25 protein-coding genes and 1 tRNA gene are annotated in these 22,779 nt (G+C 55.1%); 18 read left to right on the top strand and 8 right to left on the bottom strand.

What is annotated here, in order from left to right:
* Positions 1-12: 12 nt before the first annotated feature.
* The 5 genes from SH678x_RS15205 (at position 13) to SH678x_RS15185 (ending at position 5,257) form a co-directional block, all read left to right on the top strand.
* The gene (locus tag SH678x_RS15205; protein WP_496919306.1) at positions 13-228 is read left to right on the top strand and encodes a hypothetical protein; all 216 of its coding nucleotides are present in this window, start codon (positions 13-15) and stop codon (positions 226-228) included.
* Positions 215-775 (top strand): nucleotidyltransferase family protein, encoded by a 561-nt coding sequence (locus SH678x_RS15200; protein WP_496919305.1) that lies wholly within the window; start codon positions 215-217, stop codon positions 773-775. Before SH678x_RS15205 ends, SH678x_RS15200 begins: the two co-directional genes overlap by 14 nt.
* Positions 772-2,565, top strand: coding sequence for a carbohydrate kinase family protein (locus tag SH678x_RS15195; protein ID WP_496919304.1), 1,794 nt, complete (start codon positions 772-774; stop codon positions 2,563-2,565). The genes SH678x_RS15200 and SH678x_RS15195 overlap by 4 nt, the downstream gene beginning before the upstream one ends.
* Before the next feature lie 126 nt (positions 2,566-2,691).
* Positions 2,692-3,852, top strand: a complete 1,161-nt coding sequence (corA, locus tag SH678x_RS15190; protein WP_496919303.1) for a magnesium/cobalt transporter CorA — start codon at positions 2,692-2,694, stop codon at positions 3,850-3,852.
* 76 nt (positions 3,853-3,928) lie between these two features.
* On the top strand, positions 3,929-5,257 hold the full coding sequence (locus tag SH678x_RS15185; RefSeq protein WP_496919302.1) for a dihydroorotase: 1,329 nt from the start codon (positions 3,929-3,931) through the stop codon (positions 5,255-5,257).
* A 3-nt stretch (positions 5,258-5,260) separates the two neighbouring features.
* On the opposite strand, the gene SH678x_RS15180 is transcribed toward SH678x_RS15185, so the two are convergent.
* On the bottom strand, positions 5,261-6,610 hold the full coding sequence (locus tag SH678x_RS15180) for a hypothetical protein (RefSeq protein WP_496919301.1): 1,350 nt from the start codon (positions 6,608-6,610) through the stop codon (positions 5,261-5,263).
* Positions 6,611-6,814: 204 nt separating this feature from the next.
* Between SH678x_RS15180 and SH678x_RS15175 the strand changes: the two genes are divergently transcribed.
* From SH678x_RS15175 to SH678x_RS15160, 4 genes are all read left to right on the top strand, one after another.
* A complete protein-coding gene (locus SH678x_RS15175) occupies positions 6,815-7,678 on the top strand; it encodes an SDR family NAD(P)-dependent oxidoreductase (protein ID WP_496919300.1) in 864 nt (287 codons plus the stop codon).
* Positions 7,679-7,737: 59 nt separating this feature from the next.
* The gene (locus SH678x_RS15170) at positions 7,738-8,313 is read left to right on the top strand and encodes a MiaE family protein (protein WP_496919299.1); all 576 of its coding nucleotides are present in this window, start codon (positions 7,738-7,740) and stop codon (positions 8,311-8,313) included.
* Positions 8,314-8,409: 96 nt separating this feature from the next.
* Entirely contained in the window at positions 8,410-9,477 is a 1,068-nt protein-coding gene (locus SH678x_RS15165) for a 3-isopropylmalate dehydrogenase (RefSeq protein ID WP_496919298.1), read from the top strand.
* A 166-nt stretch (positions 9,478-9,643) separates the two neighbouring features.
* A complete protein-coding gene (locus SH678x_RS15160) occupies positions 9,644-10,018 on the top strand; it encodes a hypothetical protein (RefSeq protein WP_496919297.1) in 375 nt (124 codons plus the stop codon).
* Position 10,019: 1 nt separating this feature from the next.
* Here the strand turns inward: SH678x_RS15160 and SH678x_RS15155 are convergent, their stop codons facing one another.
* Complete coding sequence (locus tag SH678x_RS15155; protein ID WP_496919296.1) at positions 10,020-10,802, bottom strand: SGNH/GDSL hydrolase family protein; 783 nt, start codon at positions 10,800-10,802, stop codon at positions 10,020-10,022.
* A gap of 145 nt (positions 10,803-10,947) precedes the next feature.
* On the opposite strand from SH678x_RS15155, the gene SH678x_RS15150 reads away from it, so the two are divergent.
* Positions 10,948-11,514, top strand: a complete 567-nt coding sequence (locus SH678x_RS15150; RefSeq protein WP_496919295.1) for a GNAT family N-acetyltransferase — start codon at positions 10,948-10,950, stop codon at positions 11,512-11,514.
* Positions 11,515-11,526: 12 nt separating this feature from the next.
* Here the strand turns inward: SH678x_RS15150 and SH678x_RS15145 are convergent, their stop codons facing one another.
* Positions 11,527-12,087 carry an RNA polymerase sigma factor gene (locus SH678x_RS15145; RefSeq protein WP_496919294.1) on the bottom strand — a complete coding sequence of 187 codons (561 nt, stop codon included), beginning with the start codon at positions 12,085-12,087 and terminating at the stop codon, positions 11,527-11,529.
* Positions 12,088-12,576: 489 nt separating this feature from the next.
* Between SH678x_RS15145 and SH678x_RS15140 the strand changes: the two genes are divergently transcribed.
* The 3 genes from SH678x_RS15140 to SH678x_RS15130 all read left to right on the top strand — a co-directional run bounded on the left by SH678x_RS15140 (position 12,577) and on the right by SH678x_RS15130 (position 13,626).
* Positions 12,577-12,855 carry a ferredoxin family protein gene (locus tag SH678x_RS15140; protein WP_496919293.1) on the top strand — a complete coding sequence of 93 codons (279 nt, stop codon included), beginning with the start codon at positions 12,577-12,579 and terminating at the stop codon, positions 12,853-12,855.
* Between the two features lie 186 nt (positions 12,856-13,041).
* The gene (locus SH678x_RS15135; RefSeq protein WP_496919292.1) at positions 13,042-13,284 is read left to right on the top strand and encodes a GlsB/YeaQ/YmgE family stress response membrane protein; all 243 of its coding nucleotides are present in this window, start codon (positions 13,042-13,044) and stop codon (positions 13,282-13,284) included.
* A gap of 36 nt (positions 13,285-13,320) precedes the next feature.
* Entirely contained in the window at positions 13,321-13,626 is a 306-nt protein-coding gene (locus SH678x_RS15130) for a MafI family immunity protein (protein WP_496919291.1), read from the top strand.
* Between the two features lie 49 nt (positions 13,627-13,675).
* Here SH678x_RS15130 and SH678x_RS15125 read toward each other — a convergent pair whose 3' ends face one another.
* Complete coding sequence (locus SH678x_RS15125; RefSeq protein ID WP_496919290.1) at positions 13,676-14,308, bottom strand: HNH endonuclease; 633 nt, start codon at positions 14,306-14,308, stop codon at positions 13,676-13,678.
* 638 nt (positions 14,309-14,946) lie between these two features.
* Between SH678x_RS15125 and SH678x_RS15120 the strand changes: the two genes are divergently transcribed.
* Both SH678x_RS15120 and SH678x_RS15115 read left to right on the top strand, forming a co-directional pair.
* On the top strand, positions 14,947-15,252 hold the full coding sequence (locus tag SH678x_RS15120; protein WP_496919289.1) for a hypothetical protein: 306 nt from the start codon (positions 14,947-14,949) through the stop codon (positions 15,250-15,252).
* Positions 15,253-15,298: 46 nt separating this feature from the next.
* The gene (locus SH678x_RS15115) at positions 15,299-15,838 is read left to right on the top strand and encodes a thermonuclease family protein (RefSeq protein ID WP_496919288.1); all 540 of its coding nucleotides are present in this window, start codon (positions 15,299-15,301) and stop codon (positions 15,836-15,838) included.
* A 27-nt stretch (positions 15,839-15,865) separates the two neighbouring features.
* Here SH678x_RS15115 and SH678x_RS15110 read toward each other — a convergent pair whose 3' ends face one another.
* From SH678x_RS15110 to SH678x_RS15100, 3 genes are all read right to left on the bottom strand, one after another.
* Positions 15,866-17,017, bottom strand: coding sequence for a hypothetical protein (locus tag SH678x_RS15110; RefSeq protein ID WP_496919287.1), 1,152 nt, complete (start codon positions 17,015-17,017; stop codon positions 15,866-15,868).
* The gene (locus SH678x_RS15105) at positions 17,014-17,547 is read right to left on the bottom strand and encodes a hypothetical protein (RefSeq protein WP_496919286.1); all 534 of its coding nucleotides are present in this window, start codon (positions 17,545-17,547) and stop codon (positions 17,014-17,016) included. Before SH678x_RS15105 ends, SH678x_RS15110 begins: the two co-directional genes overlap by 4 nt.
* Before the next feature lie 91 nt (positions 17,548-17,638).
* Positions 17,639-17,875, bottom strand: a complete 237-nt coding sequence (locus SH678x_RS15100; RefSeq protein ID WP_496919285.1) for a hypothetical protein — start codon at positions 17,873-17,875, stop codon at positions 17,639-17,641.
* A 341-nt stretch (positions 17,876-18,216) separates the two neighbouring features.
* On the opposite strand from SH678x_RS15100, the gene SH678x_RS15095 reads away from it, so the two are divergent.
* Positions 18,217-19,770: a 2-isopropylmalate synthase gene (locus SH678x_RS15095; RefSeq protein ID WP_496919284.1), complete on the top strand. Its 1,554-nt coding sequence runs from the start codon at positions 18,217-18,219 to the stop codon at positions 19,768-19,770.
* Between the two features lie 64 nt (positions 19,771-19,834).
* Here the strand turns inward: SH678x_RS15095 and SH678x_RS15090 are convergent, their stop codons facing one another.
* Entirely contained in the window at positions 19,835-20,341 is a 507-nt protein-coding gene (locus SH678x_RS15090; RefSeq protein ID WP_496919283.1) for a DUF420 domain-containing protein, read from the bottom strand.
* A gap of 144 nt (positions 20,342-20,485) precedes the next feature.
* Between SH678x_RS15090 and SH678x_RS15085 the strand changes: the two genes are divergently transcribed.
* Both SH678x_RS15085 and SH678x_RS15080 read left to right on the top strand, forming a co-directional pair.
* A tRNA-Leu gene (locus SH678x_RS15085) sits at positions 20,486-20,570 on the top strand.
* Positions 20,571-20,776: 206 nt separating this feature from the next.
* Positions 20,777-22,033 (top strand): tyrosine-type recombinase/integrase, encoded by a 1,257-nt coding sequence (locus tag SH678x_RS15080; RefSeq protein WP_496919282.1) that lies wholly within the window; start codon positions 20,777-20,779, stop codon positions 22,031-22,033.
* Positions 22,034-22,779 lie beyond the last annotated feature (746 nt).

The raw sequence follows: 22,779 nt of genomic DNA, 5'->3' as shown, positions 1-22,779 counted from the left end.
TAAAATGCGGCGATGGAAATGCTCCCGCGAGGTTTTGAGGTTGTCGACGACGCGATGGCGGAAGTCTTGCGCGCGAAGAGCCCGGCTGAACGATTGGCCATTGCGCACGGCATGTGGTCCCACGCGAGCCAACTCTTGCAACGCGTTATCAAAGCCGAGCATCCTGACTGGACGCCCGAACAAGTTCAAGCTCAAGTTGCGCAGAGGCTCTTACATGGAGCAATCTGATCTACTTGTTTTTCTGTGCCGGCATTTGGAGCGAACGAAAATTCGTTACTTCATCACTGGTTCTCATGCAACGATTGTCTTTGGGGAACCTCGCTTTACCAATGACATTGATGTTGTGGTCGATCTCAATGAAACGAACTGCGATGAATTTTGCGATGGCTTTCCCGAGTCAGAATTCTACTTGAATCGACAAACCGCTCATCAGGAATGCCAGCGGCAGGGGATGTTCAACATCATCCACCCAGGAAGCGGTTTGAAGATCGACGTCATCGTGGCGAAAGACGATTCACGTGATCGGTCACGCATGGAACGCAGCGTTAAAATTCCGATAGCCGACGACTGCGAGGGAATCTTCAGTTCCCCCGAAGATATGATCGTGCAAAAACTGAAATGGCATCAGATGGGGGGCGGGGAACGCCACCTGCGAGACATCGCCGGCATTTTAAAGATCCGCAGTAACACGCTTGATCGTGATTACATTTCGCAGCAGGTTGCCGATTTGGGTCTCGAAGAGTTTTGGCAGCAACTTGCGGAATCCAACTCATGAAGTGCTTAAGCTTTTTGATTGTGGCGTGTCTACTTCTCGGGAATGTCTCAGCGAGCGCGGCTACAACTTTGCCGGGGTTTGTTGAGAGTGGCTACAACAACGAGCAGGTGCGAGAGATTCGATTTGCCGAACAGGCACGGGCTATTGTTGTCGCACCGGGAACCGGCGACTTCGATCCGAGCAAGCCGACGTTGCTTGTTATCTACGCCACGCCCAACGGCAACTCGGCCGAGCAAACTTTGGGGTGCCAGTTGGCCGAAGGGATGGATTGGCACTTCGACATTCAGCATGCGGCCGCACAATGGCGGAAATTTCGCGGGCTGGAAACGGATCGGAATGTCGTGCTGGCCTGCGTGCAAGCGAACAATTTAAGCTGGCCGACTTGGAAAGGCCAACGCAAGCAGGGGCCGCAGTTGATCCGGCAAATCGTCGAGTCGCTGGCCGAGAGTTTGCCCAGTGAGGACGTTCGCGTGGTTCTCACGGGACACAGCGGCGGGGGGAGTTTTCTGTTTGGCTATCTCGACGCGGTTGAGGAGATCCCTCCGCTTGTGGAACGCATCGCATTTCTGGATGCCAACTATGGTTATGACAATGCCCAGCGGCATGGCGAAAAGATTCTCGCCTGGCTCGATGCGAATCCGTCGCATCAGTTTGTTGTTCTGGCGTATGACGATCGCAATATCGAGCTCAACGGCAAAAAAGTGGTGGGTCCCACCGGCGGAACTTTACGGGCCACGCATCGCATGCTCGACTTCGTGAAAGAAAAGACAAAAGTCGCTGAAGACAAACAAGGAGAATTCGCAAGATACTCGGCCAAGGATGGGCGGTTAACCGCGCTCATTCATCCCAATCCCGACAATATCATTCTGCATACGCGGATGGTGGGTGAGATGAACGGGCTGCTGGAAGTGCTAACCCTCGGCACGCCGTATCACGAAAAATGGGGCAAGCTGGCCACGCCGCGCGTCTTTAGCGATTCGATTCAGCCAGAGCCGTGTTCACCCGAGAAATGGTTGGCTGCGGCCCCTGACCTGCAACAACGGCGGGCCGATGCTCGTGACGGCACGGCTGTGATCGAGGATTTACTAGCAGCTGAGCCTGCTGTTCGTGAAGCTGAGATTACGAAAGAAATCCTGCAAGGGAATGTCCCCGACTTCTGGCGGCAATTTAAGAATGTTGAAGCAGAATTGAAAACAACGGATGGTAAGACGCACAAGATTGTTTACCGCGTTTCGCCTGACTATGTGATGGTGGGGAGCGACGACGATTTTGTCCGCGTGCCGCTCACGCCGTACACGGCTCAATTTCTGTCCGACATGCTGGGCTGCGTGCTCCCCACGCGGAAGATGGTTGAAGATATCTACCAAGCCGCGGAGACGAAACTTGTGCCACAGCCGCTGACCGAAGATCGGGAATCACTGGCCACGTTTTTGCAGCATCATCAACTGATTCAGGAGCAATGGCCAAATCGCCGCCCCACGGACTTGGTGATGGGAATCAAGAAGGATGTGGTGATCACGAATGAGATTTTGAAGCGGCCTGATCACGTGGCGATCTACGGTTGGCACCAACTCGACGGCAAACCGATTCAGCCGCTGACCACCGTACATATTCATTGGTATGTCGATTACAGCCACGGAATTCGTTTGGTCGACCAGTGGTGCACGGTCGATGGACAGCCGATGCGCGTTCAAGACGTGCTGCACGACAAGGAATTGTGCGGCCTTATGAGCGACGAAGGTCCGCTTGAATATCTGAGTTATCAGCAACCCCTTAAAACCGCAAAGTGATTGAAAATCCAGTGCAATTCACGCGGAAATCTTCGCCGTGGTAAGTTGGTGTTTGTCGTGGGATTGCGGCAAGTTATCTTGCTTGTCTGGCAATTTCACCGGCAAATCTTAACCAACATAACGACCATGAGCGACACGTCCGACGATCACAGCACTAGCATGTTCATCAAGAGTTATGAGCACACCCTTTCGCCAGGGGCCCGGCCGGGCTCGATCAATATTCCGCCGGGGGCGTTGCCACCGACAATTCGCGTGACCTGCTATGGGCCGGCCAAGCTTGAAGATCATCCCAATTGCAGTCTGGAATTGGCTCGCGAATTGCGCGGCAAGTATCCTGTGATGTGGGTTGATATCGTCGGTATGGGAGATGCAAGTCTGTTCGAGCAGGTCGGGCAATTGTTTGGCATCCACCGGCTTGCGCTGGAAGACGTGGTGGCCATTCCGCAACGTTCCAAGGTTGAAAACTATTACGATCATCTCTTCGTGGTGGCTCAAGCACCGCGCCGGGGGAAAAAGCACACCTTCGAACAGGTGAGTTTCTTTCTCGGAAATGATTTTATCGTCAGCTGGCGGGAATGTCCGAGCGAATGTTTTGAGACGATTCGGCATCGGATGCAATTCACCGGCCGGGCGATGCGAGAATTGGGTCCCGATTATCTGTTGTATTCGCTATTGGACGCGATGATCGATTCCTATTTTCCCACGCTCGAACGAATTGGCGAAGTTGTTGATCGGCTGGACGGGGAACTCGAACAAGGACCGACGCGCCACATGATCGCCAGGTTGCACGGCATTCGGCACGACGTGCGGCTGCTGCGGCGGATCGTCTGGCCGTTGCGCGAGGCTGTTGACGATTTGGCGACGCGGCACGAATGGCTGATCGGCAAGGAAACCACCGTCTATTTGCGTGACTGCCACGATCACACGATTCAAATTCTCGACACGCTGGATAATCATCGCGATGCGTGTAGCGATCTGCGCGATTTTTTCTCGTCGGAAATCAACAACCGCATGAACGAGATCATGAAGGTGCTGACGATCATCTCGACGATCTTCATTCCGCTCAGTTTCATCGCGGGGGTATACGGCATGAATTTTGACACGCAAATTTCTCCCTGGAACATGCCGGAATTGGAATGGCGGTACGGCTATCCGGCGGTGATGTTGTTCATGCTGACGATTGCCATCGGCTTGTTGCTGTTCTTCCGCTGGAAGGGTTGGCTGGGGTCATTTACGACGCGGCGGCAGAATGGCCGACACGTCCACCATTCGACCATAGAGCCTTGAGGCTCGACTTTGCGACTCGCTTGGGCAAAAATGCAGGCTCTTGTTCCCGCCTATTGATTTGCCGAGAAAGTTTGTCGTGAAAACGCTGATCAAGAACGCTCAAGTTGTGCTCCCCACGGGTATTGCCGCGGTCAGTGTGTTGATCGAAGGCACGCAAATCGCGGCGATTGATCCGGCGATGCAAACTCAGGCGGATGAAGTGGTCGATGCCGCGGGGTTGCATCTCATCCCGGGCGTCATCGACGATCAGGTCCATTTCCGCGAGCCAGGGCTAACGCATAAAGAAGACTTGGCGAGTGCGTCGCGAGCTTGTGCCGCGGGGGGCGTGACGACATTCCTCGAAATGCCGAACACCATGCCGACGACCACCACGCGGGAACGGCTGGCCGAGAAGAAGGCGCTCGCGGCGGAGAAGTCGCTCGTCAACTATGGGTTTTACATCGGCGCGACCCCGGACAATGTGGAAGAACTCAAGTTGGCCGAGGGAACTCCGGGGATCAAGATTTTTATCGGTTCGAGCACCGGGGATTTGCTCGTTGATGCGCAAGAAGCCCTGGAACGAATCTTCGCGGAAACGACGCTGCCTATTACCGCTCACTGCGAAGACGAGGCTACGGTGCGAGCCAATGCCGCGCGATTGGCGGGTATCACCGACGTTGCCGTGCATTCGCAAATTCGTGATCATCAAGCGGCGGTTATTGCCACCCGCCGAGCGATCGATCTCGCCAAGCGGCACAATCATCGATTTCACGTGCTGCATGTTTCGACGGCGGAAGAAACAAAACTCTTGGGCGATCACGGCGGTTTGATTACGGCCGAGGCTTGCCCGCATCATTTGCTGCTGAATATCGATGATTACGCGCGATTTGGAACGCTCGCGCAGATGAATCCTTCGTTAAAAACGGCTGCTGATAGTGCTGCCTTATGGGAGGCCATCAACACAGGGCTGATTCAAGTGATCGCGACGGATCACGCACCGCATACTCTCGAAGAAAAACGCAAGCCATATCCGCAATCCCCTTCGGGTATGCCGAACGTCGAGAATAGCCTGGCGTTGATGGTCAACGAAGTGAATCAGGGCCGCTGCACGCTGGAAACGATCGTGCATGCGATGTGCGATGCCCCCGCGCGGGTGTGGGACATCGTCAATAAAGGCCGCATCGTTGAGGGGTATGACGCCGATTTGGTGCTCATCGACATGAACCTTCGGCAAGAAATTCGCAATGAGAACCAACTCACCAAGTGCGGCTGGAGCGCCTGGCATGGGCAGACGCTCACGGGCTGGCCTGTGCGAACGTGGGTGATGGGGCACGAAGTGTTTCGCAACGGCAAGATCGACACCTCACGGCGAGGAAGCGCCGCGGAATTCGATCACGCACGCGGCGGTTATTGGGCCACGGCGTGAGCGTTACTTGTCTTCAAATTTCTGCGGGCTTTGGAGAAACTCTTCGAGTTTAATGCGCGAAGCCATGCGATAGCGCAATCCATGATAGATGGTTTCGTACTCGGCGAGACCAGCGACTTCGCGTTTTTCTTCAATCCGCGTGACCGCACAGTGGCCACCATAGGCAAGATCGGCCTCTTCGTAGATGGCGGCCTGCTTGCGAAAAGTGGCTTTTTCCTCGGCGTCAACGAGCAAATATAACCGGCCTTTGTACTGCACTGCATGGAAGATGCTGCCGGGAACGCGTTCGTAATCGTTCATGTACGAAACGATGCTGTCGCCGCCAAGCACCGGCATGTATTCGCGCGGGTTTTCTTTGAAAGCGGCTTGTTCTTCGGTGCCTGCCATGAAGTAAACTCGACCGTCGTACGTTGATTTGTATTTCGACTTGCCGCGGAGCCAGATTCCTTGCGTGTGAATCGTGACAGGGCAATAGCCCGACATCGCGCGGAATTCGATGCTCTCTTCGATTTCTTCGTCGCCATTAATTCTGATTTTCTTGCTCGACTTTCCTTTCATCCCGTGAATGGAATCGATCCGCGAACTCGCGAGCTGATCTTGGTTGCCATAATTGAACGGGCCCATGCCGTTGCCAAAATCGATGTTGGGAATCTCGATCTTGGTGTAGCTGCCTTTGCTGAATGACTTGCTCACTCCGAACTTGTGAGGGTTCAGCAGGAAGAGCTTGCGGTAGTAGGCCGATCCAAACATGTAGCGCAGGCCATCGACGATCGCCACGGTCTCAGGCAAACCTGCAACCAGCCGGTGATCGATCATCTTGCTCACCACGCAGTAGCCATCGTTAACCAAGTCGGCATTGGTGTAAGCATCGGGGCGGGCCTCAAAGGCGGCTCGCTTTTCTTGACTTGCAAACAAAAAGATTCGCCGTTGATAGATCAGGCCGAACTCGACCTTTCCGGGAATACGCTTCTGGGACTGAGCAAACGTGACGGGGCAATCCCCATCGAGCACGGGCAGGTAGCTCTCGGGGACCGCGACAAAGATATCGCGGAGCCGGGGCGTGGCGAACAAGTAGGCTTTGCCGTCGCGGAGGGCTTGAATGCGGTTTGAACCGAGGACCCATTGTTTCTGATCGCGAAGCGTGACGGGGCAATAACCGTTCAACGCTAGGTTCACGGTTTCGGTACGCACATCCATGGGCAGAAAGGGATCGCCACCGATTTCGATCACCTCTTCCTTGGTGGCTCTAATAATGCCCGTTTGCGCGTGGAGCTGATTGCCAGCGCAGAACAGAAGCACAGCAAGGATCAAACATCTTGGAATGTCGGTCCAATGTTCGCTTAGATTCTGCATAGCAACACCTACTTGTCCTCTGAGGCCAGCCAGATCCCTCTGTCGGCAAGCCTCCATCGGGATGACATTTCGGTCGGTATACCGATATGCCACGGTACGACCTGCAAGCGAAAATAGGTGGGGATTGTAGCAAGCTGGCTAGCGGTCGGCGACGTTGATTCCATCGCGGAATCTGCGGGAAAAGCTCGGCAAAATTCTCCCCGCATGGCGGAAGGCAGCCGCTATCATGGGGCCATGAGTATTGATTCCAAACAGCGTTTTGCCCTGGTGACCGGCGGGGCCAGTGGGTTGGGCCGGGCTTTTTGCCTGCACCTCGGCAGCTTGGGTTGGCATGTGGCGATTGCCGATGTCGATCATTCAGGCGCTCAAACGACGCTCAAGAAGTTGTGTGATCAAGGTAGCTCGGGGCAAGTGGAGGTCTTCGATGTCCGTGATGCCGCTGCGTGGGATGCGCTCGTGTTGAAGCTGCGTTCTCAATGGCCACGGCTTGATTTGCTGGTGAACAATGCTGGGATTTGTGGTGCGGGTCAGATTGGCGAATATCCGCTTGATGATTTTCGCAGAATCTTGGATGTGAATTTGCTGGGAGTCATCAATGGCTGCCACGCCTGCGTGCCCTGGTTGTTGGAGAAGCCTATGGGTGGGCATGTCGTGAACATCGCCTCGATTGCGGCGGCACTCAATGCGCCCGCGATGGGAGCATATAGCACTTCGAAGGCCGGCGTGGTCGCATTTTCCGAAACGCTCTACGGGGAATTGATGTCTCGCGGCGTGGGTGTCACGGTCGTCATGCCTGGATTTTTTCGTTCGCATCTTTTGGAGGAGGGAACATTTACGGATGACGCTTTGCTACGCATCGCAGAAACCTACTCGCGGAAATCGAGTTTTACGGCAGAAGATGTGGTGCTACAAACCATGCGTGGTGTCGAGCGCCGTCGGTTGTATGTCGTGCTAGGAAGAAAAGCACGGTGGGCCTGGCGGCTGAAGCGTTGGTTCCCTGCCCTATTTCAAAAGGTCGTCGTCAAGCTGTTTCAGCGCGATCGCCGGAAGCTGGGGAGCGAAGGTTGAACGTCAACAGCAATTACGGCATATTGATTTCCAAGAGCCTTTCAACCCACTCAATCATCATGCTCCATCTTCAAGCACCTACCGACGCAAGCTGGCTGGCTCAAGTAGATGAGCATTTGGAAGAAGTGCTCATCGACCATGCCCATTGCGAGAAGAAAGCTGCTGGGACAGCTCTCAACTTGATTTTTCATTACGTGGAGGACATCGAGCTTTGCCGCGAGATGACGGAGATCGTCAACGAAGAGTTGGAACACTTTCACATGGTGATCGAGCTGCTTACAAAGCGCGGCATCGCGTTTCGTCGAATCAAACCCAGCCAATACGGAAGTCGACTGCATGCCTTGGTACGAAAGGGCGAACCGGAGCGGGCCGTGGATCGGCTGCTCGTGGCGGGATTGATCGAAGCTCGTAGTTGCGAGCGATTTCAGGCTTTGGCGGCCCACGTCAAAGATGAGGAGCTCGCCACGTTTTACCGCAGCCTGTTCGAGAGCGAAGCGCGGCATCATTCGACCTATACGCGGCTGGCCAAGCATTTTGCGCCGGAAGACGTGGTCGAGGCCCGATTGGCGGAGCTGTATGCGGCCGAGGCAGAAATTATGTCGATTCGCGAGCCATGTGCCCGGATGCACAGTTAGCTCGGCAATCTCAGCCCCTAGCCGATCCTCGGCTTTCTGGGCTAAAATGAGCGGTTTCTAGCCGATCAAAACATCCAACAGGTAGCGGTGAAGTTCATGAAGATTGCGGTCATTGGTGGCGATGGTACTGGTCCGGAAGTGGCAGCCGAAGGCGTGAAGGTCCTGAAATCAGTCGCCAAGCTCGAAGGCTTTGCCGACAAGTTGGAACTAACGGACCTCGATTGGGGTGGGGATCGCTATCTGAAAACGGGCGAAGCGCTGCCCGCCGATGGCCTCGATCAACTGCGCAAATTCGACGCTGTGCTGCTGGGTGCGGTTGGCCATCCTGACGTGGCCCCGGGCATTTTAGAGCGCAAACTGTTACTCGATGTTCGTTTCGGCCTCGACCAGTACATCAACCTCCGACCGGTGAAATTGTTCCCAGGCGTGGAAACGCCGCTCAAGGACAAAGGCCCCGAAGATATCGATTTCGTCGTCGTCCGCGAGAATACCGAAGACTTGTACTGCGGTGCCGGCGGATTCATGCACAAGGGAACGCCCAACGAGGTCGCCACTCAAACGGCGATTTACACCCGCAAGGGCTGCGAGCGGGCGATTCGGTATGCGTTTGAGTTGACGCAGAAGCGCAACAATCCCAAGGGTAAGAAGCTCACCCTGGTGGCCAAGACCAACGTGCTAACCACGGGCCACGACCTGTGGTGGCGCACCTTCAAAGAAGTTGCCACGGAATATCCCGACGTTGAAACGGATTACAACCACGTTGATGCCTGCTGCATGTGGATCGTCAAGAATCCCGAGTTCTACGATGTGATCGTAACGACTAACATGTTTGGCGACATCATCACCGACCTCAGCGGAATTATCCAAGGGGGGATGGGTGTCGCGGCGGGAGGCAATATTAATCCCGAGCCGGGCGGAGTGAGCATGTTCGAGCCGATGGGTGGCAGCGCCCCCAAGTATACTGGCACCGGCAAAATCAATCCAATTGCCGCCATCAATGCCGTGAGCATGATGCTCGATCAAATGGGCCAAGCTGCGGCGGCTGAGCGCGTGATGAGCGCGATCATGCACGTTACGGGCACGAAGATGAAGAGCCAATCCGCGGGCAAGATGGGTTACACCACGAGCGAAATTGGCGATTTGGTGCTCGACGCACTCGCTTGAGGCTGGTTCAACAACGCGGGCCTTGCTGCGTTAACGCTATAACTCCGTGATATGGTTTTTCGTAATAACAGCGAGAAGCCATTTGCAGCTCTCTGCGCAGTGCTGTTATACTGTGCGGCGAACCACACGCAAGGGGGCGAGTGGGGCTCGTGGGGGGAAGGCGGATATGAAATTTGAGATCTCCCTAGCGGAGACTGGGAAATACGTGCGCTGCACGGTCTATGAGCCAGTGACCACCGAGTTCGCGTTGGAGTTCGGTAAGGCAGCCGCGGAAGCTTCTCAACAGCGTGGAATTTCGCGGCAGCTCTACGATGTCCGCGCTGTTCGTAATGTGAGCTCCGTCTATCACAATTACGACTTCGCGTATAAGGATATGGTGAATCTCGAACTTGAGTTCGATAATCGTGCGGCGATTCTGGTCGATCCCGCCGACCGCTCGCATGATTTCATAGAAGTCGTCTCGCGGAATGCGGGCTACAACGTGCGGGTGTTCATCGACGAGCAGAAGGCGATTGAATGGCTCGAAGAAGAAGCGCGCTAAACTAAGAACACAGCCCTACGCCTTGCAGCCAAGCGTGCGACATTAAGGCCGCTCCGGTAGGCGAAGGATGCACACCATCCCCGGCCCAATGTTCGGGTGGGGCGAACTCAACCGCACGATCGAACATTGTCTGGAAGGGAATAAAAACCGCGTCAAACTGCTCGGCGACACTCTTCGCTGCTTCGCGATAGCCATCGAACTCGGGAAACCACTTGTCGTCGACCGCGCCGCATTTAAGAACAAAAGGCTCGCAGATGACGAGCTTCACATCAGGAAGTGCGTCTTTTGTGCGTTTCAGCAATGCAACGTAATCATCCTTATAAACATCGACCGTACCCTTATACTCGCCTCCCCGTGAATGCCAGATATCGTTCACACCAATCAGGATGCTCAGCACATTGGGTTTGATATCAAGGCATTCCGCCTGCCAGCGCTCGGCCAATTGATAGACCTTGTTGCCGCTGATACCGCGATTGAAAAATTTGAGCTTCATCTCGGGCTGGCCGACCAGGAGCGCTGAGGCAGCCATCCAGGCGTAGCCATTGCCAAAGGCTACTTGATTGTTGACTTTGTCGGCAAGCTCTCGCTTGCGCCCCGCGTCGGTGATCGAATCTCCCTGAAACAGAATCGTGTCGCCGGGCTTGATGATTGGGCCTGTCGCCGAACTTTCTGCAGCAATGGCTGAAGTTGATAATGCCGCTAACCCGGCGGTCGTGGCCCCCACACCTGCGGCCAAAAAAGAGCGTCGATCCGAGCCATTGCCAAGCGAAGAATCTGAAAACATGGTCAACTCGCAGCGATTGAAGGGAAGAGACGATTGGTAGCAAAGATTATTGCTAGGCTGGCCGCCCGCTGCCTAGTCGAAATTGTAAGTCGCCTTGGGGGATCGTGAAAATTCGCAGTATACTTGCGGCAAAAGGAAAGCTCACATGTATCAGGTCGAAACGCACGATGCCCGAACTTTGTCGCAAGCCGACGTTCGCGGCATCGCGGAGCTGATCGTCAAAGTTTGGCCCAATCCAGAGAAGCCGTTTGAATATCGTGTGCAGCAAGTCGTCAATTTAGGTCGTGGCGCTGTTCCCAGCGATGCCCAAGCGCCGCGCTCGGTAATCGTTCGCGCCGAAGGACGTGTGATCGCCCACGCGGCCATCACGCCGCGCGAAATTGGAAGTTCGGTCGGCCCGATGACGATCGCCGCATTGGCCATGGTTTGCAGTGATCCGGCGTTTCGGGGTCATGGGCTGGGGGAACTCGTGGTGCGTGAAATCCTCGTGCCCGTCGATCAGAACATTTTTCCATTCGCGCTGTTTCAAACAAGCCCCCCCATTAAGCCTTTTTACGAAAAGCTGGGAGCTTGTGTTGCGAACAACAGGATTGTGAATTCGCTGGCCGAAGATCCGCAGGCCTACCCGTTCTGGAACGAAGTGGTGATGCGCTATCCCAAGGATCGCGAGTGGCCCGAGGGTGAAATCGACTTGCGTGGGCCAGGGTATTAAGCGTGATGCCTACTAAGCATGGTGTATGCCGCGTAGTTTGGTGCGGATGCGCGTGAGCATCGGGCCAACGCTGTTGGTGGGCATCCCCGTGGCACGGCTGATCTCTTGGTAGGTTTTTCCTTCGAGATGATACATCCGCACGACTTGGGCTTCGGGACCGGCCAAGGATTGCAACAACCTGTCGACCTCTTCGCGGTCGGAAAATCGCTGCTCAGCGTCGCCATTATGATCGGCAGTGTCAACGGCCAACGATCCCAAGGAGGTGGCTTGATGGCGGCTCATGAGTTGCTTGACCACGACCCGGCGGGCAATGACCGTCAGATAGGTGGCGAGGCTACTCTTGCCGCGAAACTGGCGGAGAACCGCAAAATCGTTGTCGACGATGGTCATTATCACGTCGGCGACCAGATCGTCGCGGTCGTTGCTGGAGAGCAAAACCGAGCGGCAGTGTGCCGTATGATTGATCACATGAATGACCAAACCCATGAAGCGGTCGACAAAGTCTTCCCAAGCCCGCGGTTTTTTAGCTAAACAGCGTTCGAGCAAATTGCGGTCAATCTCGGATAAAGCCACTGAAGCTTCCTCAGACAAGGGACTACAAAGTTCGTGTTCTCACTCGTTCAGAGAGTATTGACTAGCAAATTTCTTGCCAAGTTCGCTCTCTACGAGCCAGGGAAACGCGAAAGTTGTACCCCACAAGCTTTCCTAAGAGATGAAAGACGATACCAAGTCGCTGGACCGCGTACCCAGTTATTGTAAATAGCGGGATAAGCAGGAGCAAGATTGACGGGGGGCTTGGGGGAGGGTCACGGGGGAGAAACTCGGCGGATTTGTTAAACTATCCGCTTGACATCGAAAATACCGAGTGTGTAAATAACGGACAGACGCGAAGCAGAAAGAATTGGCGAAAGTCGTTCACCGATCAATACTTGCCATTCTTCTGCCGATATTTGTATCATTCCGAGAGAGGGATATCCCGAACTCGGATAAATTGGGCCGAAAATGGGGCCCGCCAAAAGCACCGAGCAGAGCGCTTGAGCGAAAAAAAGGAGAATTCTTGAGATGACGCATGTAGTTTGTGAACCTTGTTTCGCCTGCAAGTACACCGATTGTGTGGTGGTTTGCCCGGTGGAATGTTTCTATGAAGGCGAGCAGATTCTTTACATTCATCCTGATGAATGTATTGACTGCGAAGCCTGTGTCCCCGAATGCCCGGTCGAAGCGATCTTCCATGAAGATAACGTGCCGGCCGATTGGCAGCCGTTTATTGCCCTCAATGCCGAGATGGCTCCGCAATGCCCAGGCATCACGGAGAAGAAAGAGCCTTTGGCCGATTCTTGATTTGAGATTGGCTTTAAGCAAACGTTTCCAGGCCAACCCGAATGCGGGTTGGCCTTTTTTTGTTTTGTTTGATTTTATTTGTGGAGCGCTAAGCCGCGAGCCGCCAAGCAATCTTGCGGTCGAATCACGTGCGGTGATAGGATCACGCCAGTCGCAATCCCATCTCTTCCTTTCAGGAGTGTCGCCATGAACTTTGTTTGGTTTATTCTTATCGGTATCTGTGCGGGTTGGTTGGCGGGACAGATCATGAAGGGTGGCGGGTTTGGGCTCCTCGGCGATCTGATCGTGGGTGTGATCGGTGCTCTCTTGGGAGGATGGATTTTCGGTCTCTTGGGGATCGCTGCTGGTGGTTTATTGGGCGCGTTGATTACGGCCACCGTGGGGGCGATTGTGTTGATCGCGCTGTTGCGTGTAATTAAGCGGGCGTGAAAAGTTCACACAAATCAAACGAATAGGAAAAGTGTGTTGAATAACTGGAAGACAATCGAATTGATTCGACATGCTGCAGCCTCTGTCCAGCTAGAACTGAACAAACTCTTTGCGAGTACCGAAGTAATCGAAGGTAGTTCACTCGATCAAGCTGGGCTGAGTGACGGCCAAGCGATTGTTGAAGAATATCTTTCCCACGGCGAGAATGGCTTGGCGTTAGAACATGTGGTTTACATGATCAGTGAACCGCCAGTCACCATAACAGAACAGCTGCGCAATCAACTTATCGAAGTGGCAAAATCGATGGAAATTGAAAATCGAGTGCGGCAGCGATTAAGTTAACCGGCAGCGGGACGCTGCCGGCTAACCTTGGGGTTTGATTCCGTGTGCGTTACTTCAAGTCGACCGACCAGTAGGCGCTGTCGACGAAGGTTTTCCAGCTCACATACTTGGGATTACCCAGCTTGATCGTGAGCATCGGGCTGCGCTTGGGCATGATCGGCTTGCGGATCAGCTTCATGCCCGCCTGTTTGGGCGTACGGCCTCCCTTGCGGACGTTGCACTTCACGCAGGCGCAGACCAGGTTTTCCCAGCTCGCTTCGCCCCCCATGCAACTGGGCAGGATGTGGTCGAGGCTGAGTTCGGTGGTCGGAAAACGCTCGCCGCAATATTGGCAGATATTGGCATCTCGGGCGAAAATGTTCCGCCGGTTGAGCCGCACCCGCTGCTTAGGGAGGCGATCGTAGTGCAAGAGGCGCAACACCCGGGGCACGCAAACCTCGAAGTTGACGCTGCGAATCCAGTCGTCGTGGGGCTCCTTGAAATGAGCCTTGAGCTCGCTGATTTCGCGCCACGAATGAAAGTCGTAGTTGGCGTATTGGCCATCTTCCAGGTGAATCACTTCGGCCAGTTGGTTGAGCAACAGGCTGAACGCCCGCCGCACGTTGACCACGTGGACCGCCATATACTGACGGTTCAAAACCAAAACACTGGCATTTAGTCCGCTCGGCGACGCAGTCGACATGGAAGCAAAATCTCCGAAGTGTTCACTGGGAAAGTTGGATATTACAAACGACGACCCTTACAAAATGTGCGAGAAAACTTCTGGTTGTTTACCCAAGGTGTAGAGATAGGCCTGTGGCATACCCAGGGATTTCCTCCAGCAGCGGTAGACACTGCACACGAGGAGCATGTTCAGAGTGACTCAAAGGCATTGAATCGTCTGAAACGCAGGCCACTGAGCAGGCAGGAATTCCGACAACGCTTGAACGCCAGCAGACTGATCCCGTTTATAGGTTGGGTCTGCATTTGCGTCATTCGCGCCGCTCAGGCAGACAAAGGCAGACCTCCTGTTACCCTATTTTGATTGTACAAGTGGCGAAGCAGGAAAACTAGCTTCGCCCGCATCCTTTAACATGGATTTTAGCCCCAAGCAGCTTGCGGGGAGAAGTCCGACTCTGCCCCAAGGCGGGTAAGTTTTCAAAACTTCATCAAACGCCGTGGGCACGTAATTTGCGAGACGCAAGCCCTGTTATTCGCATGAAAAACGACAAAACTTTTGCCTTGCTTGCCGCCAGAACTTGTCGTTAGGATGGAAAGAGAGCAGGGATGACTTGCGGTGATTTTTGTTGCGGACGATTCATGCTGAGAGGAACCAAGCAGATGATCCACTACACGTGCGACTGTTGTAAACGCCCCCTCGATCCCCAAAACGACATGCGCTATGTCGTTCGTATGGAGGTTTATGCGGCACTCGATCCCGTGGAAGAAGACATCAACGACGACCGCGATCATCTGCAAGAAATCCAAGACATCCTGGAATCGCTCGAAGACGAGGACGATTGCCAGATCAGCGACGAAGTTTATCATCACATCCGTTTTGATTTGTGCAGCGAATGCCGACAACGGTTCGTGAAGAATCCGCTCGGCCGTGCCGTCGCACAGCATCTCAATTTCAGCCCGAACTGAATTCTTACCGTCGGCTGCCGCCCGCGGCTACGACTTGATTGGCGTTATGGCCGCTCGTATTCGCCGTGATCCGCGCACTCAGATTATCACCATCGTGATCGTGCTGGCCCTGATGCTGTTGAGCTGGTGGGCCGAGCCGTATCTTCCCCAGAACGAGCCGGCCACGCGTTCTCCCGGCGCACTTAATAACGGCGAGTACGAAGTACTGCGCGTTGTGGATGGCGATACTTTGCTACTGAGAAAGGATCGTCTGCGAGTGCGGCTGCAAGGTGTCGACACGCCTGAAACAGTGAAGGAGCATACGGCCGTTCAAAAATGGGGGCCGGAGGCGACGGCTTACACCGAGCGATTTATCGATGACGCCAACGAGCGAATCTCGATAACCGTCGATGGCGAAGGGGTCGATCAATATGGACGGCACTTGGCGTTTGTTTGGCACGAGGGCCGTTTGCTCAACGAAGAATTGATCGCCGCGGGGCTCGCGCGTGCTAAGCTTGGTTATGACTACAGCCAGAAGATGAAAGATCGTTTGCGCGTTGCGCAGAACAAGGCTCGGCGCAAGAAACTGGGGATTTGGAGCGAGTAGCCAGACCGGCGATTCGTTGAATCGCGGCTACTGTTTCAGTTCAACTGGTAAGCCGCCAAAGGGCAAGGATTGCGACTGCGGTGAAACTGGTTGAGGCGCAGCATTGGGAGCGACGAACGGAGTCGTGGCCGAAGTTTGCGTCACTGGCGGCATCAAGTAGGATGCGACAGGGCGATTGTCGTAACCGGCCATCGATCCGGCGGGCGGTTCGATGCCGAGCCAACCGGGGGCGGCTCCCGTGTTCCAGTCGTTGCTGCCGGGTGCTCCCATGGCGGAGATCGTGTTGGGTGCGGCCGTGCCGAGATTGATTTGCTGATAGCCGCTCAGCACCGGCAATTGCCAGAGGGCCGGATTGTCGGCGAGCTGATTGAGCTGCACCGTGCCGACGTCGATAGCCAGTGCCATGTGCGCGAGCGGCAGATTCAGCTCAATTTCCTGCGGCATCGAAACGCCGAGCGTGGGGTAATACTGATGCGACCGCGACACCGCACTGGCTAGCAGTGTTCCGCGGGCATCGTAGATGTGCTGCTCGAGCACCCATGCCCGTCGGGCATCGACCACCGCATTGCGGGTGAGTGTGCCGATCCGCGATTGAATCACAGAACGAATTTCGACCGTGCCACTCGCACGCGGCACGGGGCCTTCGTGCAAATCGGTGGGTGAAAACTGCATGAATCCCAGGGCATCGAGCAGCCAACGGGGCTCGACCGGGAGTAGCTGCTGCGCGGCGCTGCCGACGAACTGGTCATGGCGGGAAAAGTAAACGTGCGGCGGGTCGTTCCGTTTGACCCAGAACCAAAAGAGCTCGTCGTTGCTGCCCAAATCGACTTCAGGGCCCGTGATGGCGGTAGAGGCCGTCAGCCGGAATTTGTTCGGCGGCATCGCTGCGATGTTGCCACGCAGGGCCGGTGTCATCGCATCGCCGGGGATCGTGATCGTGGCGTTATTGGTTTGATAGCTTTGGACTTTCGCGGCGTTTTGATTGACCGCCGCCATGATTTGATCGAGCGAAGCCCCCTGCATGAGGACTTCGGGCGCGGGCGGGCCGGCAGGCGCAAACGGACTCCGGAACGAACGATTGCAAGTGGCTCCCGAACAGCAGAAAACCACGAGCAAGAGCGCGACGGCCCAGAGTGATCGTCGACGCGGAGCGAATTGTGCGAGTGAGCTTAGTATCATTCGGCACCCTCGCTGGTAACTTCGGCTTGGGTGGGCGGGGCATCGCCATTGCCGTAGAGCAAATCGAACATTTGCTGCTGCAGCTTGGCGGCCAAGTCGGCGGCTGGGTGGGCGACGAGCAACTCGTAGTCCTTCTGTCGCTTTTGGCAATGCACGGTAATCACTTCGCGGCCTTGATCGTCTTTGTGACTGTCATCGTGGCGGACGATCTTACGGCGCAACAGCAGCAACCCCAGCAGATAGCGGAACTCAGCTTCTTGGGGGCGATCTTCTAACGCCTCGAACAAGTTGAGCATCACATCGGTCGGAGCCAGACGAGGCTGTTGGTCATCTTTGGTCGGGATGCGCGACCGCCACCAAGCGACACAGATTTCGGGCGGCCCCTGCCAGGCTTCGACCGCATAGTCGCGGCGGATGAAATCGTTGGCCGCTTCTTCCAACACGGAGAAATAAACTTCGCCCGGGTTGAAAGTGCGCGCGGTGGTCGCGCAACTGCGGCTGCAACCTTTGATCTCAATATCCATCATCATGGGCGCGCACTTCCGGCGGGAGGAATTCGGGCGGGATAATAGGAAAACGGCGAAACAGTGGCAAGACGAGGGCCCGCGCGACGCTAGCTGCCTACCCCGCCGAGAAAAACCGGGCATCGGTGCCGCCGGGGCCGATTTGGAAGTTCACCCGTTTGGCACAACGGGGGCAGTGACCGACATAGGCTGTGTGATCGCGATTGGGATAAACGCGCGAGTAAACGTCGCAACAGGTGAAATGCACACCGATAAAGGACTTGGCTCTATCCTTGGGGCTGCTGGTCGAAGGATCCTCAGAACTGAGATCGAGTTGGTGGCCAATTTCGTCCATAAGTGCTGATTGTCCCGGTTTTTAGCCCTTAAACCGCGGTCCTTGGCGAACCTTGACTGGCTAAACAAAGTCAGGTAGAGTTAAGCGGAATAAGGTTTGGGAAATATGGCAAATGTTTTCCAGTTCTCCAACCGAGAAATAGGTTTATGATCATTTCCTCTTTGTTATCCCTGCTGCTACTATCGCTCTTCAGGAGCAAGGCTTAGGGTTCGCAAAGAGATAATCGAAAAAGCGTAACGACCCTGAAGCCTTCGCGGCTTCAGGGTTTTTTTATTGTTGTTTTTTTTGTTTCATTACTTCCTGCTCGCTAGGACGAGCAACCAACCACGGACCTTCAGATCATGTCCACAGACCACCGAAAAATCACGATTTTTGATACCACCTTGCGCGATGGCGAGCAGTCTCCCGGCTGCAGCATGAACCTCAGCGAAAAGCTTGAGGTTGCCCAGGCGCTGGTGGATCTGGGGGTCGATGTGATTGAAGCTGGGTTTCCGATCACTTCGGTCGGGGACTTCGAGGCGGTCACTCAGATCTCCAAAACGGTCCGAGGCGCGACGATCTGTGGTTTGGCCCGTTGTCACGAACGCGACATCGATCGGGCGTGGGAGGCCTTGCAGCACGCCGAGAAGCCCCGAATTCATGTGTTCCTCGCCACGAGTGCGATTCACCGCGAGTTCAAATTGCGGATGGATAAGGACGAGATCATTCGCCGGGCCGTCGAGGGCGTGAAACGAGCCAAAAACTGCTGCGAGGATATTGAGTTCTCCCCGGAAGACGCAGCGCGCACGGAACCTGATTTCCTTTGCCAGGTGGTCGAAGCCGCCATCGCCGCGGGGGCAACAACGGTCAACATCCCCGACACGGTCGGCTACGCCACGCCGACGCATTTCGCCAATGTGATCAAAACCTTGATGAATCGCGTCCCCAACATCGACAAGGCGGTGATCAGCGTGCATTGCCACAACGATTTGGGCTTGGCCGTGGCGAACAGTCTCGCGGCGGTCGAGCATGGGGCGGGGCAGATTGAATGCACGATCAACGGCCTGGGCGAGCGGGCGGGTAACTGTTCGTTGGAAGAAGTGGTGATGGCTTTGCGGACACGCAGCGATTACTACAAGCTTGCCACGGGCATCAACACGCCGCGGTTGGTGCCAACAAGCAGGTTGGTTTCCAACATCACCGGCATGGTGGTGCAACGCAATAAGGCCATCGTGGGGCGCAACGCCTTTGCCCATGAGGCCGGCATCCACCAAGACGGCATGTTGAAAGAGCCTACAACTTACGAAATCATGCGGCCGGAGGACGTCGGCTTTAGCAAGACCGACCTTGTGCTCGGCAAACACAGTGGCCGAGCGGCACTTGCCGATCGGGCACGAGCGATGGGCTATCACCTCAACGACGCTCAGATCGACGAGTTATTTACCGATTTCAAAAAGCTCGCCGACAAGAAGAAGGAAATTTATGACGGTGATATCGCGGCGTTGATCGAACAGCAAAACACCGAAATCGGCGATCAGTGGCAATTGGATTCGTACGAAGTGCATGCCGCAAGTGGTACAACTCAGAGGGCGAAAGTCGTGCTCAGCCGCGGAGGCGAACAACATGCGTCGCCCGAAGTGGTGGCCGATGGGCCGCTTGATGCACTTTTTAATGCCGTGGAACACGTGACTGGCAAGACCGTGGTCCTGAAAGATTACCGCGTGCAAAGTGCCAGCCGTGGCAAGGATGCGCAAGGCGAATCGTTGGTCGAAGTCGAGCATAATGGCCGAATGTATCGTGGCCGTGGTGCTTCAACCGATACCGTCGAGGCGAGCACCCGGGCATTTGTGAACGCGATCAATCGGATCGAAATCGGTGCCCACGAAATGGGCAGCCACGCGCGGCCCTCGGTTTGAGAGCGAGCGATAGCCGCGAACAGACTTGTTCGCAGGGTCCCGGCGATTCGTTGAAACGCGGCTCTTAGGAATTCACAAACGCCAGCACATAGAACACCCAGCCTGTGATCGTGGTGAGCAGCATGTCGATCGCGGCCAGCCAACCGAGCCGGCGATGCAAAGGGCTGTGTTCGTTGGGAAGAGGAGGACTCGGAAAACGTCGTAACGCTAAAACAAGCACCGCGATCCACAGCGCGACCGTCGTGAGGGCAAAAAAGAGATGAATCCATAAGGCGTTGAACACGACCTGCGCGGGTTCACCACCGATTTGACCCGCGGCACGGTCTTGCCAACCGTTGAAGCGGATATCCAGCTCGAATGCGGTGAGCACGACGGCCAGCAAACCAGCGAGGCTCAGTTGAATCCGTTTGTGGAGCTCGAAATTGCGATGCACGCGGACTTGGCGGATGCTCCAGGACAGCAGCAGCATGACCACGACCATGCCGACGCAGACCGCGTCGATCATGAACGAAGCCCGCGTGCCGAGAAAGCCGTCCCAACCGGGAAAATCCATGTTTCGAGCACCAATCACAACGAAATCGCTTGCGAGAGAATCTTGTCGCCGAGTTGGCGAACACTGACAAAAACAGTAATCTTAAGAAGCTGATTGCGAAAGGGGAGAAGTGCGAACCGCGAAGTTATTCCGCAAGCCGCACGCCAAACATCGTAATCCTTAGGCCGAGTGGCGGAATGGCAGACGCTCTGGACTTAAAATCCAGTGGGAGGTAACTCCCGTGCGGGTTCGACCCCCGCCTCGGCTACTGAGTATATAGCAACGACTTGTATTGATTATTTCTGGAAGTGCGTAGCTGTAATTCTTGAGCTGAATTCTAGTTTTGGGGGCAGATTGGGGGCAGCGTTGCATTCGCGTTGCCCCTACGTTGGTCGTTGAGAACGCATTGGACCTGCGTCGATTCTCTCGCATCAGTTGGACACCTAGTATCCAACCATGCGAGGAACACTATCCATGCCCTGGCTCGAGCAGCGCCCTAACGGCCAATACCATGTCTCATTTCGTTTTGGTGGACGGAAGCTCAAAAAATCTTTGCGGACTAAGGACGTCCGTACCGCTGAAGCGCGGTTACACCAATTGGAAGAAAACATCCGCCTACTCGAAAAGGGTCGGATCGAACTTCCCGACGATGCCGATGTCGTTGAATTCCTCTTGTCAGATGGCAAGCTCGATGGCAAGCGAAGAGCGAACCATAGCCTCCGAACGCTAAGGCAGTTTGCCGAAGCATTCATGGACAGTATTCCAGAGGGCTCACTAGAAGTCAGCACTCTCAAAGGAATGCGAATTCACCTTGACCATCTCTATCGGGGTCTCGGCAGGTCGCTCTTAATTCCTTCGCTCACCCTTGGTGATCTTCAGAAGTATGTCGATTGTCGCTCCCAAGATTCCGGACAACGCGGTCGAAAGCTGAGTCCCGCAACCATAAAAAAAGAGCTCACCACTCTACGGTCTTTATGGAACTGGGTGAAAAATGCTGGGTATCTTACACGTGCATTCCCGTCACGTGGCCTCCGCTATCCCAAGATGGCTGATAAACCGAACTTTCAAACTTGGACGGAGATCATCCGCAAGATTGAAATGCATCAGCTTAGCAAAGAACAACAGTCCTATCTGTGGGAGTGCCTGTTCCTGACCACTTCAGAGCTTAGCGAGCTACTGGCCGACGTCGAGCCCAAGGCTTTGCCGCCGTGCATCTATCCGATGTTCGTCTTCGCGGCTCATACAGGGTGCCGTCGTAGTGAGATGCTTCGCTCAGAAATAGCTGACGTCGACCTTATCGGCCGGTCGCTGACTATTCGGGAAAAGAAGAGAGTAAGGGGCCGACTGACAACTCGGAGCGTGCCAATTTCGTCTCTGCTTCACGAAGTGCTCGAACAGTGGCTTTCAACCCACCCAGGTAATGGTCCCACGTTTGTGCTGGGCCCAGGCAGATCGCGAAGTAAAAAGCAGCGAACTAGCAATCGACCACTGACGCACGACGAGGCTCAATACTATTTCAAGCAGGCTTTGGCAGAGACGAAGTGGTCTACAATTCGCGGCTGGCATGTATTTCGTCATTCGTTCTGCTCGAATTGCGCTGCGATGGGTGTTGACCAACGAGTCATCAACGCTTGGGTATCCACTCGGTGTCGCCATCTATGGGCTACATCGGTCGAAGGAGATGATCGAAACGACGGTGCAGGAACTGGCAAAGGTTGGCTTGATCGATGATCCGCTCTTGAAGTTTACCGCCCAACTTGAGAACTCCGAATTGGACGGGATCACGGAAACCGTGAATCTCTCTGCCTTGCTGTCAGCCCACGGGGCCGCGCTGGATGCCTACCCATCTCGCCTTCGCAGTAAGATAATGTCTATTCAGTTGAAAAATGCGGAGAGCATCTGTGCAGTGGCTGAAGGAATTGGGTGGCGACCAGTCCGCCGATCGTCCACGTTGGGTTCAGGGATTCTCATGTTGCGGCCGCCAATATCGGTCATTCGACAAGGAGAAGACTTACGAGACTACTTGGAAAGGCATTGTGTCGTGGCATCCACTTATGGAGACGGCGCTGTCCGCTTCTCCATGCCGCGTCGTCCCCTGGAAAATGCATGTGTTGATGTCATCCGCCTTGCCCTCGCCTCTGTAAGCGGAGCATCTCAAGCGGTGTGAGCCGCGAGACGGACTCTCTCAGACTAGTGCCAGCATCGGCGGTTTGGCGATTAGGGAAGGGCGTCCACGTCGCCAGTGCTAGATGCGAAATGTCGGTTCGACCTTGGTCACGAACACTGCGATTCGCCGGCCCCCAAGTGTCGACCAAGCGCCATCGAATTGACGGCGATCGGTGGACTTTACCGCTGTGACGAAGGCCTATCCCTTCCTGAGTGAGGTCGATGCATCGAATGGCACGTAGATCTCACTCGGTGGGCAACGGGAGCTTAAGAATCATTCAAACTGTGACCGATGGAGGCACACGCCGAAG

The sequence above is a fragment of the Bythopirellula superficialaquae genome (genome assembly GCF_059632245.1).
Note: the sequence above shows the minus strand (reverse complement) of the source record. Positions and strands in the feature narration are given on the sequence as shown.